The sequence below is a fragment of the Mesorhizobium sp. C372A genome, assembly GCF_030323245.1.
Lineage (GTDB): Bacteria > Pseudomonadota > Alphaproteobacteria > Rhizobiales > Rhizobiaceae > Mesorhizobium.
In genome coordinates this window covers 1,102,382-1,118,079 of sequence record NZ_CP100475.1, presented here as the reverse complement: position 1 = coordinate 1,118,079, position 15,698 = coordinate 1,102,382, and the positions used below count along the sequence as shown (strand labels likewise).

Here is a 15,698-nt window from a genome sequence, read left to right as displayed (position 1 = left end):
GTGGCTTCCCGGGAGTGGTGACAGCTTCATTGGAATGGTCCTGATGCCCACAGTTGCTCCCCTCGACCTGGAAGTTCACTGCCTTGCCGCCGTCTTCCTCGACAACGTGCCGCATTTTGCGCTCGCCGATGGGAAAGTTCATAGGCTCGACAACGGCCACAAGACAATTCAGGCCAATGACGGCCTGCTCTCCACGTTCCATGACGCCGCCAACGACCGCCTGATCACCGGCGGCGAGGACGGCAAGATTTTTGCCGTTGCCGCCGGCGGCAATGTCAGCGAACTCGCCAGCGTCGGCAAGAAGTGGATCACCAGCGTTGCCGCCGGGCCGCAAGGCGCTATCGCCTATGCCACGGGCAAGACTGCGTTCGTGCGCTTTGCCGACGGCAAGACCAAAGAGTTTGCCCATCCACGTTCGGTCGAGGGGCTGGCCTTCTCCCCCAAGGGCATGCGCTTCGGCGTCGCCCGCTACAATGGCGCGACGCTGCATTTCCCGGCCGCCGAGGGCAGACCGGTGGAGCTGGAATGGGCCGGCGCCCATACCGGCGTGACCTTCTCGCCGGATGGCGCCTTCCTCGTCACCACCATGCAGGAAAACGCGCTGCATGGCTGGAAGCTCGCCGACGGCAAGCACATGCGCATGACCGGCTATCCCGGCAAGGTCAAAAGCCTGTCGTGGAGCGTGAAGGGCAAGTGGCTGGCGAGTTCCGGCGCGCCGGCGGCGATCGTCTGGCCGTTTTCGGGCAAGGACGGCCCGATGGGCAAGGCGCCGCTGGAGCTCGGCACGCGCGGCAACGCCATGGTGACATCGGTTGCCTGCCATCCGAGCCAGGATGTCGTCGCCGTCGGCTATGATGACGGCATGGTCATGGCGGTGCGCTTTACCGATGCCAAAGAGGTGCTGTTGCGCCGCCCAGGCATGGGCGCCATCACCGCGATGATGTGGGACAAGGAAGAGCGCCGGGTCGCCTTCGGCAGTGCCGCCGGCGACTGCGGCGTCATCGATATCTCGGCGTGACCTATTCGGCTCCGCACGACACCTTGCCGGTCAATTCTTTCGGCTTGCCGTCCTGTTCCGTGTCGGCGGCGTTGTCGTAGACGGCAAGCGTGTACCGGCCGCCATAGACGCCCTCGTCACTGGTCTTGGTCAGGATCGTCAGTTCGACAGAGTTGAATTTATCTCCGAGCTGATGCTCGTGGTAGATGTTCAGCCGCAACTCCTTGTCGTCCAGCCAGTACTGGGTGAGGTCGGAATCCTCGAAGACGGTCTTGCGCAGACTGTCGCCTTCCGGCCGGCCAAGTATCTCGAGATCGCCGCGAAAATTGAAGGTCGGGCCGCCCATACCTCTGGTGACCCCGGCGCCGACCTCGAATTGCACCGCTTTGTCATCGACGGAACACCAGACGCCGCCCGATGCGGAAGCCGCAGCGGCCGACAAGAGTAGCGCAATAGCGCAGATGATCGTCCGCATTTTTCTCCCCAAACCACAAACCCGATCGCATTGGCGCCCGACTGCGCCGGTAGGTCAAGTCTGCCGAACTTGCTGCTGACCCAATGCAGCGCACCAACACGGCCAATTGCGGTTGCCGTCGCCAATTGGGTAGTGTGCCGGCCGAGAGGGATTTCATGCACAGCACGAACAGTTCAAAGGCGTCCATCGGCGGTATCAGCCGTGACCGCATCGCTGCATTGCGGACAAGCGAGGCGAACACCTTCCGCAAGGCGCGGCCGAAATCGCAGGCCAAGGTCGGGAACGGCCTGCCAGGCTTCTTCGGCGGCGTGCCGATACACTGGATGAACGACTGGCCGACGCCATTCCCGATCCTGGTCGACAGCGCCAAGGGCGCCGCCATCACGGATATCGACGGCAACAGGCTGGACGATTTCTGCCTCGGTGACACCGGCTCGATGTTCGGCCATTCGCCGCCGCCGGTGGCGCGCGCCATCCGCCGCCAGGCCGGGCGCGGCCTGACCTATATGCTGCCTTCGGAAGATGCGCTGGCCATCGGGCCGCTGCTCACACAGCGCTTCGGTCTGCCGTTCTGGCAGATCGCCACCACCGCCACCGACGCCAACCGCTTCGCGCTGCGCGTCGCCCGCGCCGTCACCGGCCGCGAAAAGATACTGGTCTTCAACGGCTGCTATCACGGCTCGGTCGACGAGACGATGGTCCGGATGGTCGACGGCAAGCCCGTGAATCGGCCGGGGCTGGCGGGTGAGTTTCGCGACCTGACCAAGACGGCGAAGGTCATTGAATTCAACGATGTCGCCGCGCTGCAAGCAGCGCTCAAGGACAAGGATGTCGCCTGCGTCATTGCTGAGCCGGTGCTGACCAATTCCTGCATGGTGCTGCCCGATCCGGGTTTTCACGACGCCTTGCGCAAACTGACGCGCGCGGCCGGAACGCTGCTTCTGATAGACGAGACGCACACGATTTCGACTGGACCCGGCGGCTACACCAGGAAATTCGGACTACAGCCCGACCTGTTCGTGCTGGGCAAGCCGATCGCCGGCGGCGTGCCGGCAAGCGTGTGGGGCATGAGCGACGAGGTCGCCTCGCGCTATGCCGACTACAATCGAACCAAGGAGCCGGGCTATTCCGGCATGGGCACGACGCTGTCGGCGAACCCGCTGCAGTTCGCAGCCATGCGCGCAACGCTCGAAGAGGTGATGACGCAGGAGAATTATGCCCGGATGGATCGCCTCGCCCTGCGGCTCGATGCCGGGCTGACCGGCGTCATCGATCGCTACAATCTGCCCTGGCATGTCGCCCGCGTCGGCGCCCGCGTCGAGTTCATCTGCGCCCCTGGCCCGCTCAGGAACGGCGCCGAAGCCGAGACTGCCCATGCGCCGGAGCTTGAGGCGGCTATCCATGTCGCGCTGGTCAACCAGGGCGTGCTGATCGCGCCCTTTCACAACATGATGCTGATCTCACCGGCCACCACCGGCGCCCAGGTCAACCGGCTGATCACCGCCTTCGCCACGGTTGCGGCAAGGCTGACGGCATGAGACAAGCTGCCAAGCCAAACTCGAGTACACTAATCATGACTTCACCTTCGGGCTCGACGCCCGCCGAGGCGCAAGCCTTTCTCGACGCCCATCCCGAAATCGAAGCCTTCGATATCGTCTTGACCGACGCCAACGGGGTCGGCCGCGGCAAGATCGTGCGCCGGCATGAGCTGAAAAGCATCTTCGAGGGCGGCCGCCACATGCCGATCTCGATCCTCGGCCTCGACATCACCGGCGAGGATGTGCACGAAACCGGGCTGATCTGGACGACTGGAGACGGCGATCTCAGGGCATGGCCGATCCCCGGCACGCTGGTGCCGCTTTACGGCACGAACCCGCCGCGCGGCCAGTTGCTGATGGCGATGTACCATCTCGAGGGACAGCCTATGTCGTCGGACCCACGGCTGGCGCTGGCCAGGCAGGTCGACATCTTGGCGGCCAAGGGCCTCTATCCCGCCGGCGCCTTCGAACTCGAATTTTTCCTGCTTGCCAATGAGCGTGACGCCGACGGCAAGGTAAAGCCGGCGGACGCCGTGCTCGACGGCCGCCGCTCGGCCAAGACGGAAGTCTATTCCGTCGACCATCTGCACGGCATGGAGCCGCTGTTTTCCGACATCTATGCCGCGGCTAAGGCGCAAGGCATTCCGGCCGAAACGGTGATTTCCGAATACGCGCCCGGCCAGTACGAGCTGACGCTGAACTATCGCAAGGATGTCATGCGGGCGGCCGACGACCTCGTCATGTTGAAGCGGCTGGTGCGGGCGCAGGCGCGCCGCCATGGTGTCACCGCCTGCTTCATGGCCAAGCCGATCGAAAAATACGCCGGCTCCGGCATGCATTTCCATGTTTCGTTGCAGGACAAGAACGGCCGCAACGTTTTTGCCGAGGCTGGCGGCGAAAGCTGGTCGCTGCCGCTGCTGCAGGGGCTCGGCGGGCTGATCCAGACCATGGCCGAATCGATGCTGGTGTTTGCGCCGCACGCCAATTCCTGGCGGCGCTTCGTCTCGCAATCCTATGCGCCGGTGGCGCCGACCTGGGGCGTCAACAACCGTTCGGTGGCGCTGCGCATCCCGGCGGGCGACGCCAAGAACCGGCGCATCGAGCACCGGCCGTCGGGTGTCGACGCCAATCCCTACCTGATCGCGGCAACGGTGCTGGCCGGCATCATCAAGGGTCTGGATGAAGGCCTCGACCCCGGCCCCGAAACCACTGGGAATGGCTATGAAGCCGCCATCACGCGCACGACCATGCCGGTCGACTGGCGCGCTGCGATCGAGGCGGCGCGGGCATCGAGCTTCCTGAAAGAGGCGCTTGGCGAGGATCTGCATCGCACCTTCGTGGCGATCAAGCAGTCGGAGTATCTGCGCGTCGCCCGCACCGTCAGCGAGCTGGATTACCACCTCTACCTCCACGAGGTCTGAGAGACCGCCTGGAACTCGGGCAGTCGTCCTGCTAGCCCGACGATCAGGCGGCGATTACTTTTTCGCCGCCTGCATCAAATGACGTGGCGCTGCAGCCTTCAAGAACATATCATGAACGGATGAGCGCACCCACCGTCCGTGAAAAGCTGGCAATCCTGTCTGACGCCGCCAAATACGATGCTTCCTGCGCCTCGTCCGGCTCGGCGAAGAAGGATTCGCTCCAATCCGGCGGTATCGGCTCCACAGAAGGCATGGGCATCTGCCATTCCTATGCGCCGGATGGCCGCTGCATTTCGCTCCTGAAAATCCTGCTCACCAATTTCTGCATTTACGATTGCAGCTACTGCATCAACCGCTCGTCATCGAATGTGCGCCGCGCCCGCTTTAGCATCGACGAGGTGGTGAAGCTGACCATGGATTTCTACCGGCGCAACTACATCGAGGGCCTCTTCCTGTCCTCAGGAGTCATCCGCTCCCCGGACGAGACCATGGCCGAAATGGTGGAAGTGGCGCGGCGGCTGCGGCTGGACGAAAAATTCTCCGGCTATATTCATCTGAAGACCATTCCGGAAAGCTCGGCCGAACTGGTCGAGCAGGCCGGGCTCTACGCCGATCGGCTGTCTATCAACGTCGAACTGCCGACCGATGAGGGCGTCAAGAAACTGGCGCCGGAGAAGAAGCCGGAAACGATCCGGCTTTCCATGGCGAACCTGCGCCGGAAGATGGAGGAAAAAGCCGAGCCGACGCTGAGGACCAAGAAGCGCGAACGCTTTGCGCCCGGAGGTCAGTCGACGCAGATGATTGTCGGCGCCGACAAAACATCCGACGACGGCATTTTGCACACCAGCGCGCGGCTCTATGGCAGCTATCACCTGCGGCGCGTCTATTATTCCGCCTTCAGCCCGATCCCGGATTCGTCATCGTCGCTGCCGCTGCAAAAACCGCCGCTGATGCGCGAGCACCGGCTCTATCAGGCCGACTGGCTGATGCGTTTCTACGGCTTTTCGCAGCCGGAAATCCTCGCCGGCAGCAGCGACGGCATGCTCGATCTCGCCATTGACCCCAAGCTCGCCTGGGCTTTGCGCAATCGGGCGAGGTTTCCCGTCGACATCAACCGCGCCGACCGCGAAGCGCTGCTGCGGGTTCCGGGTCTGGGCACCAAGGTGGTGGCGAAGATCCTTGAAACCCGCCGCCACCGACGCATGCGGCTGGAAGATGTCGGACGGATCTGCCATTCGATCGCCAAGCTGAGGCCCTTCATCATCGCCGAAGGCTGGTCGCCGGGCGGACTCACCGACAAGACAGGCCTGCGCGACACGATCGTAAAGTCCTGCGAACAACTGTCGCTGTTTTGACCATGCAGCCGGCTCAGCTCGACCTTGCCCGATACACTGTCCGGCTAGCGAGCCAGACCGATTTCGCCGGTTGGCGCGATGCGGCACGGCGTCTGGCGCTGAATGAGGTCCGGCCTGAGGATATTAGTTGGGGTGTCGGGTCCGACGCCAATGATCCTCAAGATGCCTTGCCGGCGGTGCCAGAGGGCGCGCAGCTTACCGTCCCGCGCGAGTTCATCGCCCATGCCGAAACCGCCTTCTGCCACTCCGACCCCGGCCGGTTTGCCTTTCTCTACTGGATGCTTTGGCGCCTGCGCACCGAGCCGAAACTGCTGGCGATCGCATCCGATCCCGACACCAGGCGGCTCGAAGCCATGGAAAAGGCGGTGCGGCGCGACAGCCATAAGATGCATGCCTTCGTACGCTTCCGGAAGATCGGCGACGGCGAGAACGAGCGCTACGTCGCCTGGTTCGAGCCGGAGCATTTCATTGTCGAGCGCAACGCGGATTTCTTCGTCCGGCGGTTCACCGGCATGCGCTGGACCATCCTGACGCCCTATGCCTCCGCCGACTGGAACGGCGAAAGGCTGGCGATCGGGCCGGGTGCGGCCAAGGGCGATGCACCCGATCAGGACGACACCGAGGCGTTGTGGCTGACCTATTTCGAAAACATCTTCAACCCGGCGCGGCTCAAGGTGAAGGCGATGCAGAAGGAGATGCCGAAGAAATATTGGCGGAACCTTCCCGAGGCCTCGCTCATTCCAGATCTGATCGCAGGAGCGGACGAGGCCGCCAGGGATATGATTGCCAGACTGCCGACAACGCCGGCGCCGCACCACGCCAAGCTGCAGGCAAGACATTGGCCGAAGCCCGAGCCGGCCGAGGCGCCGGATGAAGACGATGCCAAGACGATTTCCGATTTGCGCGAGGCTGCAAAGGGTTGTCGTCGCTGCCCGCTCTGGCGCGACGCGACACAGACCGTGTTCGGCGAGGGGCCGGATGACGCCAAAGTGGTCTTCGCCGGCGAACAACCTGGCGATCAGGAAGATCTCGCCGGCAAACCTTTTATCGGGCCAGCGGGCAAAGTGTTCGATGCAATTCTCGATGACGCAGGCGTCGACCGGCAAAAAGTCTACGTCACCAACGCCGTCAAGCACTTCAAGTTCGAGCCGCGCGGCAAGCGCCGCATCCACTCGAAGCCAAATACCGGCGAAGTCCAGGCCTGCCGCTGGTGGATCGGCCGGGAGCTTGAGCTGCTCAAGCCGGACCTCGCCGTGGCGCTTGGGGCAACGGCGGCGTTGTCGCTGCTGGGCAAGGCCATTGCTGTGACGAAAATGCGCGGCCAGGTGATCGAGCGCGAGGACGGTTTGCGCGTGTTCATCACCATCCATCCTTCCTTCATCCTGCGTATTCATGAGCCGGCGGACAAGGAGGCAGAGCGCGAGCGGTTTCTCAGCGATATGAGAGAGGTGAAGCGGCTTATGGGTCGTGAGATGAGCGAAAGCCTCAGCGACATCGTCATCCACGGGCGGAGCAAGGAGGGAAGCGACGCAGCGCAGACCCGAGGATTCATGCCGCGACGTTTGGACGCTGCTACGGTGCAGAATTCTGCTCCGCTGCGCTCGACGGCTAACATCACGGAATGGACCCGGGGCTTCGCGACGGAGCTTCGCTCCTGCTTCGCCCACGGATGACGAAGCTGAGTGGCTTCAGCCAATCACCTACGGTCGTGAATCCAACGTTGGAAACTTCGGCCGCCACGGCCGAATTAACTGATTAGGATTGCCCTCAGATCATTCACATTCGTACCCGTCGGCCCCGGCACGAACAGATCGCCGATCGCGTTGAACGCCGTCCAGGCATTGTTGCCGGCCAGCATCGCCTTGGTGTCGATGCCGGCGGCACGCATGCGCGAGACAGTTGAGCCATCGGCAAAGGCGCCGGCATTGTCTTCCGAGCCATCGATGCCGTCGGTATCGGCGGCCAGTGCATGAATACCTTCCGCGCCGCTGATGCCGATGGCAAAGGCGAGCAGGAATTCGGAGTTGCGGCCGCCCTTGCCCCTTTTTCCGTCAACAGGGGCCCGCAAAGTCACGGTCGTCTCGCCGCCGGACAGGATCAGCACCGGCTTTTGGAACGGCCGGTTGCGCCTCGCCACTTCGCGCGCAATGGCTGCATGCACGCCACCGACCTCGCGCGCCTCGCCCTCGATGGAATCGGAGAGGATGACGGCTTCGATGCTTTGCCGTTTTGCCTCAGCGGCTGCCGCTTCCAGCGATACGCCAGCCGAGGCGATCAGGTGCACTTCATTGCGTGAAAAGCGCTGGTCATCCGGATCTGACGCATCGGCCTCTGGCGAGTTGATGTGCGCCATGACGGCGTCGGGCAGCTTCATGCCATAGGCCGCTATCGAGGCCAGCGCATCGGCGCGGTTGCCGGAGTCGGGCACGGTCGGGCCGGAGGCCACCAGGGCCGGGTTGTCGCCGGGAATGTCAGAGACAACCAGTGATACCAGTTTGGCCGGCCAGGCGGCAGCTGCCAGCCGGCCGCCCTTGATGGTTGAGACATGCTTGCGGATGGTGTTCATGGCCGCGATCGGCGCGCCGGAGGCGAGCAGCGCCTCGTTGACGGCGATTTCGTCGGCGAGCGTCAGGCCGGCGGCAGGCGACGGCAGCAGCGCCGATCCTCCGCCCGATATCAGCGCTACTACCAGGTCGTCCGCAGTCAGCCCTTGCACCTTTTCGAGCAGGCGCCGCGACGCCTCAAGACCGGCAGCGTCCGGTACCGGATGTGCCGCCTCGATGATTTCGATGCGCTCGCATCTGGCGCCATAGCCGTAGCGGGTGACGACCAGCCCTTCGATTGGGCCATCCCACACCTTCTCGAACGCGGCCGCCATCTGCGCCGAGCCCTTGCCGGCGCCGATGACGATGGTGCGGCCCTTCGGCTTGGCCGGAAGGTGATCCCTGATCGTTCGTTCCGGATCGGCAGCGGCAACAGCGGCATTGAAGATCGAGATGAGAAAGGATTTTGGGTCGAGCACGGTCATAATTGGCCGCCATCCGCGGTTTGCGAGCTTCCGAAAAGCCGGCGCCGCCCCTCACCCTTACCCTCTCCCCGTATAGAGACGGGGAGAGGGGTTCGCCGGCGTTGGGGTGCTTCTCTTCTCCCCGTCACTATACGGGGAGAAGGTGCCGGCAGGCGGATGAGGGGCAGCGCTAGCGTCACGATTTATCTTCCGGCGGCAGCGCCAATTGTGTCCGATCAACGCCGAGATGATCGCACAGTGCATCGACGACGACGCCGTGGTCCTGGCGTTCCGGCAGGCCGGAGACGGCGATGACGCCGATCACGCCAGCCCCCTTTACAGTCACCGGAAACCCGCCGCCGGCCAGTACGTAATCAGCAATATCCAGCCCCTCGCCGACCTTGAAGGTGCGGTCCGGTCGCTGCTGTTCCAGCACCAGGCGATAGGTGCTCCTGAGGTAGCGCTTGACCACATTGATCTTGCGTCGAGCCCAATCGGGGTTGGAGGCGTTCGAACCCGGCAGCGCGGCATAGAACAGCGGCCGATCCCACAGCCTGATATCGACAATGATGGGCAGCTTTTCGGCCAGCGCCCGCTCTCGGATCGCCGCGCCGATCTTGAACGCGACGGCCTCGTCGAAGGCCGGGAAGACCAGTGTCTCTTCCTGTTTCTGGATCAGAGCGATGTCGTCGGCAGCGGCCATTTTGTTCTCCGAAGTCAGTCACAAATCGTGTGTACGACAAGCTCCGCCCGGTCAAGGTCTCGTCGCGGTGGTGGTCTTGCCCCGCCAGGGTCGCCCCCCACTCCGTCGAGCTTCTCTCGACACCTCTCCCCCGATCGACGGGGTAGAGGAAGGGCGCCAAGCTGTCCGAACCGGCGCCCGTCCTCCGAAGCAAAGGCTCCCTTCCTCTCCCTCCGGAGGGGGAGAGTTGGCGCCGCGAAGCGGCGACGGAGTGGGGGAACCACTTGGCAACCAGGCGGAATCATCATCTTGTCCCGCGCGGATGATGGGTCCTACCCCACGATCATATCGATCTTGGCCGGCCGCCCCGCAACATAGACCTCGCGCACCGCGCGGTCGTCGCCCAATGTCTGCAGCAGGAACAGCTCCTCCGCCAGCGTCTCCACAGTCTCCATCCTCAGCCGCATCGCCGGCGTGGCGCGGGCGTCGAGCACGGTGATGTCGGCGTCGGTGCCTTGATCCAGCGTGCCGACCTTCTCCACCACCGACAGCGCTTCGGCATTGCCGCGCGTTAATTGCCAGAAGGACTGGAACGGGTTCAGCTTCTCGCCATTCAGCGCGATCACCTTGTAGCCTTCGTCCATGGTGCGCAGCATGGAGTAGTTGGTGCCGCCGCCGACGTCGGTGGCGGCGGCGATCCTGAGCGGCTTCTCGCGACGGCGGAAGCGCTGGTAGTCGAACAGGCCGGAGCCGAGGAACAGGTTCGAGGTCGGACAGAACACAGCCACCGAACCGCTATCCGACAGCGCATCCGCCTCGCGTTCGCTGAGATGGATGCAGTGACCGAACAGGCCCTTTTTGCCCAGCAACCCGTACTGCTCATAGACATCCGTATAGTCGCGCGCCTGCGGATAGAGCTGTTGCGTGAAGGCGATCTCGGCGTGGTTTTCCGACAGATGCGTCTGCATGTGCAGATCGGGGTGTTCGCGGCAGAGCGCGCCGGACATCTCCAGCTGTTCGGGCGACGAAGTGATGGCGAAGCGCGGCGTGATCGCATAAAGCTGGCGCCCCTTGCCGTGCCATTCCGCAATCAGCGCCTTGGTGTCGTCATAGCCGGATTGCGGCGTGTCGAGCACGCCAGCCGGCGCATTGCGGTCCATCATCACCTTGCCGGCAATGTTGAGCATGTTGCGATCGTGCGACTCGGCAAAGAACGCTTCGGCGGAGGCCTTGTGCACCGAACAATAGGCGGCGACCGTCGTGGTGCCATGGCGTACCATTTCGTCCAGGAACAGCCGTGCGATGCGGCGGCCGTGCTGGGCATTGGCGAACTTGGTCTCTTCCGGAAAGGTGTAGGTGTTCAGCCAATCCAGCAGTTCGGCGCCATAGGAGGCGATGACCTGCATCTGCGGGAAATGCACATGCGCGTCGATGAAGCCCGGCAGCAGCAGATGCGGCCGATGGTCGATCTTTTTCGCACCCTCGCCGGCCTGCTTTTCGACCTCTGTGTAGCTGCCGACGGCGACGATCTTGCCGTCGCGGATCAGCAGGCCGCCATCCTCCTTGTAGCGCCAGGCGGCATGGTCGTCGATTGCTTCGGGCCAGCGCAAGAAGCTCAGCGTGCGGCCGCGCAGAAGTGTGGAGGTCATGCTTATTTCCCTGCGCCTTCGAACCAGGCGACCAGCAGCGCCCGCTCCTTGTCGCTGATCTGGGTGACGTTGGCTGGCGGCATGGCGTGGCTGCGCCCGGCCTGCAGGTAAATTTCGCGCGCATGCTCGGCAATGCCGGCGTCCGTGTCGAGCATCACGCCCTTCGGCGCGTGGTAGATGCCCTCATAGACCGGCTCGGCCGTATGGCACATCGAGCAGCGGCCAAGCACGGTGTCGCGCACCGCCGGGAAATGCGAAGACGCAATGTAGACCTCGGCCGCGGCGGAAGCCTTCGGTTCGCCGGTCAGCACTTTCGGCGCTGTCGACAGCCAGATGATGATCATGAACAGCACGGCGGCCGCCATCCAGGTCCAGTGCGGGTTTCCGGCGCGCTTGTGCACGGTGTTGAAATAGTGCCGGATCAAGACGCCGATGATGAACACCAGCGAGGCGATGACCCAGTTGAACTCCGTTGCGAACGCCAGCGGATAGTGGTTCGACAGCATCAGGAACAGCACGGGCAGGGTCAGGTAGTTGTTGTGCAACGAGCGCTGCTTGGCGATCTTGCCGTATTTCGGGTCGGGCTTGCGGCCGGCGATGAGGTCGGCGACGACGATCTTCTGGTTTGGAATGATCACCATGAAGACATTGGCCGACATGATCGTGGCGGTGATGGCGCCGAGATGCAGGAAGGCGGCGCGGCCGGTAAACAGATGCGTCAGCCCCCAGGCGATGAACACCAGCACGCCATAGAGCACCAGCATCAGGCCGGTATCGCTTTTGCCGAGCGGCGAGCGGCAGAGCAGATCGTAGACCACCCAGCCAACGCCGATCGTGGCCATAGACAGCAGGATGCCGACCGGCACCGACATCGGCAGCACGTTGGGATCGATCAGGAACAGGTCGGCGCCGGCATAATAAACCACGCACAGCATGGCGAAGCCGGACAGCCAGGTGGCGTAGGATTCCCATTTGAACCAGGTCAGATGTTCGGGCATTTCGGCCGGCGCCACCAGATATTTCTGGATGTGATAGAAGCCGCCGCCATGCACCTGCCACTCCTCGCCGAAGGCGCCGACGGGCATGCCGGGGCGTTGGCGCAGCCCAAGATCGAGCGCGACGAAGTAGAAGGACGAGCCGATCCAGGCGATGCCGGTGACGACGTGCAGCCAGCGCACGGCGAAACTCAGCCAGTCCCAGAAAATTGCGAAATCCATCATGTGAAACCGTCCCTGCCGATCGGCTGACTTTACGGTGTCGGGCGCAAACGAAAAGAGGCGAGGTGTACGATGACTTTCAAAAAAAAATGGAAAATACTAAGCTGATCCCACGCAACTGCATGAAAGCCACGACCCGCATGGCCTATCTCGACAACATCGCCGTCTTCGTCCGCGTCGTCGAGCTTGGCAATCTGTCGGCGGCGGGCCGCGACATGCGCATTTCGCCGGCGGTCGCCTCCAACCGCATCAAGGAGCTGGAAAAACACCTCGGCGTGCGGCTGTTCAACCGCACCACACGGCAATTGATGCCGACGGAGCATGGCACGGTGTTCTACTCCGGCGCCAAGCAGGTGCTGGAGGCGATCACCGAGGCGGAAGCCGCGGTCTCGGCTCTTTCCGGCCAGCCGCGCGGCACCATCAAGGTGACCGCCCCGCTCGGCCTTGGACGGCGGCTGGTTGCGTCGGGCATTCCGGATTTCCACGACAAATACCCCGATATCGAGGTGCGGCTGAGGCTCTCCGACCACAATATCGACATCATGAAGGAAGGCATCGACGTCGCCTTCAAGCTCGGCATCATTGAGGATTCCAGCCTGCGGATGCGCGGCATCATGGAATGTGAACGCGTGCTGGTGGCGGCACCGAAATATCTCGAAGCGCGCGGCGAGCCGGTGGAGCCACAGGAGCTGATCGGCAAGAAGCACGACTGCCTGATGCTGCGCTATTCCGGGGCGCGCGAATATGTCTGGACGCTGCAGACGCCGTCCGGCCCGCAGAAATTCGAGGTGCACGGCCCCTACGACACCGACGATGGCGATGTGCTGACCGGCTGGGCGCTGTCGGGCCGCGGCATCATCAACAAGCCGCGCTTCGAGGTCGAACCCTTCATCCGCGACCGGCGGCTGCAGGTCATCCTGGCCAGCACGCCGCCAACGCCGGTGCAGTTCGCCGCCGTCTATCCGCACAAGAAGCTGCAGGACCCGAAGGTGCGGCTGTTGCTCGACTTCATGGCCGAGCGTTGCCAGCGGCTGATCAAGGATTTGCTGGCCGGCAAGTGAGGGGCTGTTGGCCCAGTCGCCAGGGTTGTCTTACAAGCAGGTGACCTTAGGTTCGCATACGCCGCCCTATGATCGATGGTCCCATGCCGACTGACCAGCAAGCCACAATGCATCTTGCCGTTTCGCTCAACATTACTTCCGGGCAGCCGCTCGGGTTCAGCGACCTGGCCGGCTTTGCCAAGCAAGCGGAAGCGGCGGGGCTGGACATGATTGTCCTCGATGATTCCGCGCCGAACAGCGCCGGGTCGAGTTCTTTCGAAGCGACGACCTTGCTGGCGGCGCTGGCGACGGTGACAAGTCGGATCGGCCTTGTCGCTGCAGCCTCGACGGTGGCTCACCAGCCGTACAATCTGGCGCGCCGTTTTGCTTCGCTCGACATCATCAGCCATGGCCGCGCCGGCTGGCACGCGACCATGGCGCAGGCGCCACGGGAAGCCGCCAATTTCAGCCGGCCGGATGGATTTTCCGACGATGTGTTCCGCCGCCGCACGCAGGAATACATCGGCATCGTTCAGCGCCTGTGGCAGGGCTGGGATGCCGGCGCGCTGCTGTTCGACAAGGCCGGCGGCCGCTTCCACGATCCCGAAAAAATGCACCTGCTCGACCACAAAGGCGAATTTTTCTCCGTGCGCGGGCCGCTGAACGTCGCGCGCTCGCCGCAGGATACGCCGGTGCTGGTGCTGTCCGGCCTGTCCGAGGCCGACCTGGATATCGCCGCCCGCACCGCCGATGTCGTCCTGCTGGACAGACCCACAGAGGACGCCAAGGCGCGCCATGACGATCTCAAGCGCCGCGTTGTGGCCTGCGGACGCGATCCGGGTGCGGTCAAGCTGCTGCTGAACGTTGGCGCAGATGTCGCTGCTAACGCGCTCGAAACATTGTTCAGCTCGCAAAGCTGCGACGGGTTCAACATCGCAATACCGCCTGCCGCGATTGACGGTTTCATCGGCCGCGTGCTGCCGGAATTGCAGCGCCGCAGCCTCGTCCGCCCGGATTATCCCGGCACCACCTTGCGCTCGCATCTCAGACTTGCCGGAGGAGCGCAATGACCCGCCAGATGAAGCTTGGCGCCTTCCTGTGGGCGACGGGCCACCACATCGCCGCCTGGCGTCACCCCAAGGCGCATGTCACGGCAGGCATCGACATCGATCATTACATCCGGCTGGCGCGCACGGCGGAAGCGGCGAAGTTCGACATGGTGTTCTGCGAGGACGCCGCCGGCCTGCGCGAAGCCAATGTCGGCATCGCCAGCCAGACCTCACGCTCGATCGGCTTCGAGCCGATCAGCCTGCTGTCCGCGCTCGCCGTCCAGACCAGCCGCATCGGCCTCGTTTCGACGGCCTCGACCAGCTACAACGAGCCCTATGGGCTGGCGCGCACCTTTCTGTCGCTCGATCATCTGAGTGGTGGCCGGGCTGGCTGGAACCTGGTGACGTCGGCCAGCCCCATCGAAGCCGCCAATTTCGGCGCGACGGGCCTGAAACCCCATGCCGACCGCTACGAGCGGGCGCGCGAATTCGCCGAGGTGGTATCGGGACTTTGGCAAGGCAGTGGCTTTCACTGTCACAACGGCCAGAGCTTTTCGGTGCGCGACCCGCTCGACCTGCCGCGCTCGCCGCAGGGCGCGCCGGTGATGGTGCAGGCCGGCGCCTCGGATGTCGGCCGCGACCTTGCCGCACGCACGGCCGACGTGGTGTTCACGGCGGCGCAGACCCTCGAGGAAGCCAAGGCCTTTTACGACGACCTCAAGGGCCGTATGGCAGCCTATGGGCGGGAACCCGACGACATCAAGATCATGCCCGGCGTCTCCCCGGTGGTGGCGGAAACCGAGGCCGAAGCGCGGGAGAAACAGGAGGAATTGCAGGCGCTGATCCCTGACGATGTCGGCGTGGCGCTGCTGTCCAGCTATCTCAGCATCTCCGATCTCGGGAGCTATCCGATCGACGGACCGATGCCCGAGCTGCCGGAGACCGAGGGCATGAAAAGCCGCCAGGCGCTGGTCATCGAACAATCGCGCCGCGACGGCCTGTCGATCCGCCAGCTTGCGCGCCATTTCGCCGGCGCACGTGGCCATTGGCGTATCGTCGGCACGCCGGCGCAGATCGCTGACGAATTGCAGGCGCGGTTCGAGGGCGGCGGCGCGGACGGCTTCAACGTCATGCCGTCATACTTCCCCGGCGAGCTCGATGCCTTTGCCACGCTGGTGGTGCCGGAACTGCAGCGGCGCGGACTGATCCGTCGGGAATACGAAGGCAGCACCTTGCGAGATCATCTTGGCCTGAAGCGGCCTGCTTAG

General features: G+C 63.7%; 13 protein-coding genes. 8 read left to right on the top strand and 5 right to left on the bottom strand.

Annotation, left to right across the window (positions count from 1 at the left end):
* Positions 1–43 precede the first annotated feature (43 nt).
* On the top strand, positions 44–1,018 hold the full coding sequence (locus tag NLY42_RS05160; protein ID WP_023755790.1) for a WD40 repeat domain-containing protein: 975 nt from the start codon (positions 44–46) through the stop codon (positions 1,016–1,018).
* Between the two features lies 1 nt (position 1,019).
* Here the strand turns inward: NLY42_RS05160 and NLY42_RS05155 are convergent, their stop codons facing one another.
* Complete coding sequence (locus NLY42_RS05155) at positions 1,020–1,472, bottom strand: hypothetical protein (protein WP_023714569.1); 453 nt, start codon at positions 1,470–1,472, stop codon at positions 1,020–1,022.
* 155 nt (positions 1,473–1,627) lie between these two features.
* On the opposite strand from NLY42_RS05155, the gene NLY42_RS05150 reads away from it, so the two are divergent.
* The 4 genes from NLY42_RS05150 to NLY42_RS05135 all read left to right on the top strand — a co-directional run bounded on the left by NLY42_RS05150 (position 1,628) and on the right by NLY42_RS05135 (position 7,459).
* Positions 1,628–3,010: an aspartate aminotransferase family protein gene (locus NLY42_RS05150; protein ID WP_023755791.1), complete on the top strand. Its 1,383-nt coding sequence runs from the start codon at positions 1,628–1,630 to the stop codon at positions 3,008–3,010.
* Positions 3,011–3,045: 35 nt separating this feature from the next.
* Positions 3,046–4,431 carry a glutamine synthetase family protein gene (locus tag NLY42_RS05145; RefSeq protein ID WP_023695949.1) on the top strand — a complete coding sequence of 462 codons (1,386 nt, stop codon included), beginning with the start codon at positions 3,046–3,048 and terminating at the stop codon, positions 4,429–4,431.
* 119 nt (positions 4,432–4,550) lie between these two features.
* Positions 4,551–5,786: a putative DNA modification/repair radical SAM protein gene (locus NLY42_RS05140; RefSeq protein ID WP_023694722.1), complete on the top strand. Its 1,236-nt coding sequence runs from the start codon at positions 4,551–4,553 to the stop codon at positions 5,784–5,786.
* 2 nt (positions 5,787–5,788) lie between these two features.
* A complete protein-coding gene (locus NLY42_RS05135; RefSeq protein WP_286497560.1) occupies positions 5,789–7,459 on the top strand; it encodes a UdgX family uracil-DNA binding protein in 1,671 nt (556 codons plus the stop codon).
* 74 nt (positions 7,460–7,533) lie between these two features.
* Here NLY42_RS05135 and NLY42_RS05130 read toward each other — a convergent pair whose 3' ends face one another.
* The 4 genes from NLY42_RS05130 to NLY42_RS05115 all read right to left on the bottom strand — a co-directional run bounded on the left by NLY42_RS05130 (position 7,534) and on the right by NLY42_RS05115 (position 12,344).
* A complete protein-coding gene (locus tag NLY42_RS05130) occupies positions 7,534–8,814 on the bottom strand; it encodes a glycerate kinase type-2 family protein (protein WP_023714575.1) in 1,281 nt (426 codons plus the stop codon).
* A 175-nt stretch (positions 8,815–8,989) separates the two neighbouring features.
* Positions 8,990–9,496: a heme-degrading domain-containing protein gene (locus tag NLY42_RS05125; RefSeq protein ID WP_023683501.1), complete on the bottom strand. Its 507-nt coding sequence runs from the start codon at positions 9,494–9,496 to the stop codon at positions 8,990–8,992.
* Positions 9,497–9,807: 311 nt separating this feature from the next.
* Complete coding sequence (gene guaD, locus NLY42_RS05120; protein WP_023755793.1) at positions 9,808–11,124, bottom strand: guanine deaminase; 1,317 nt, start codon at positions 11,122–11,124, stop codon at positions 9,808–9,810.
* 2 nt (positions 11,125–11,126) lie between these two features.
* Positions 11,127–12,344 carry a urate hydroxylase PuuD gene (locus tag NLY42_RS05115; protein WP_023755794.1) on the bottom strand — a complete coding sequence of 406 codons (1,218 nt, stop codon included), beginning with the start codon at positions 12,342–12,344 and terminating at the stop codon, positions 11,127–11,129.
* 137 nt (positions 12,345–12,481) lie between these two features.
* Here NLY42_RS05115 and NLY42_RS05110 point away from each other — a divergent pair, with 137 nt between their 5' ends.
* The 3 genes from NLY42_RS05110 (at position 12,482) to NLY42_RS05100 (ending at position 15,698) form a co-directional block, all read left to right on the top strand.
* On the top strand, positions 12,482–13,402 hold the full coding sequence (locus NLY42_RS05110; protein ID WP_023671373.1) for a LysR family transcriptional regulator: 921 nt from the start codon (positions 12,482–12,484) through the stop codon (positions 13,400–13,402).
* 107 nt (positions 13,403–13,509) lie between these two features.
* The gene (locus NLY42_RS05105) at positions 13,510–14,451 is read left to right on the top strand and encodes an LLM class flavin-dependent oxidoreductase (protein WP_023755795.1); all 942 of its coding nucleotides are present in this window, start codon (positions 13,510–13,512) and stop codon (positions 14,449–14,451) included.
* Positions 14,448–15,698 carry an LLM class flavin-dependent oxidoreductase gene (locus tag NLY42_RS05100; protein ID WP_023742582.1) on the top strand — a complete coding sequence of 417 codons (1,251 nt, stop codon included), beginning with the start codon at positions 14,448–14,450 and terminating at the stop codon, positions 15,696–15,698. The genes NLY42_RS05105 and NLY42_RS05100 overlap by 4 nt, the downstream gene beginning before the upstream one ends.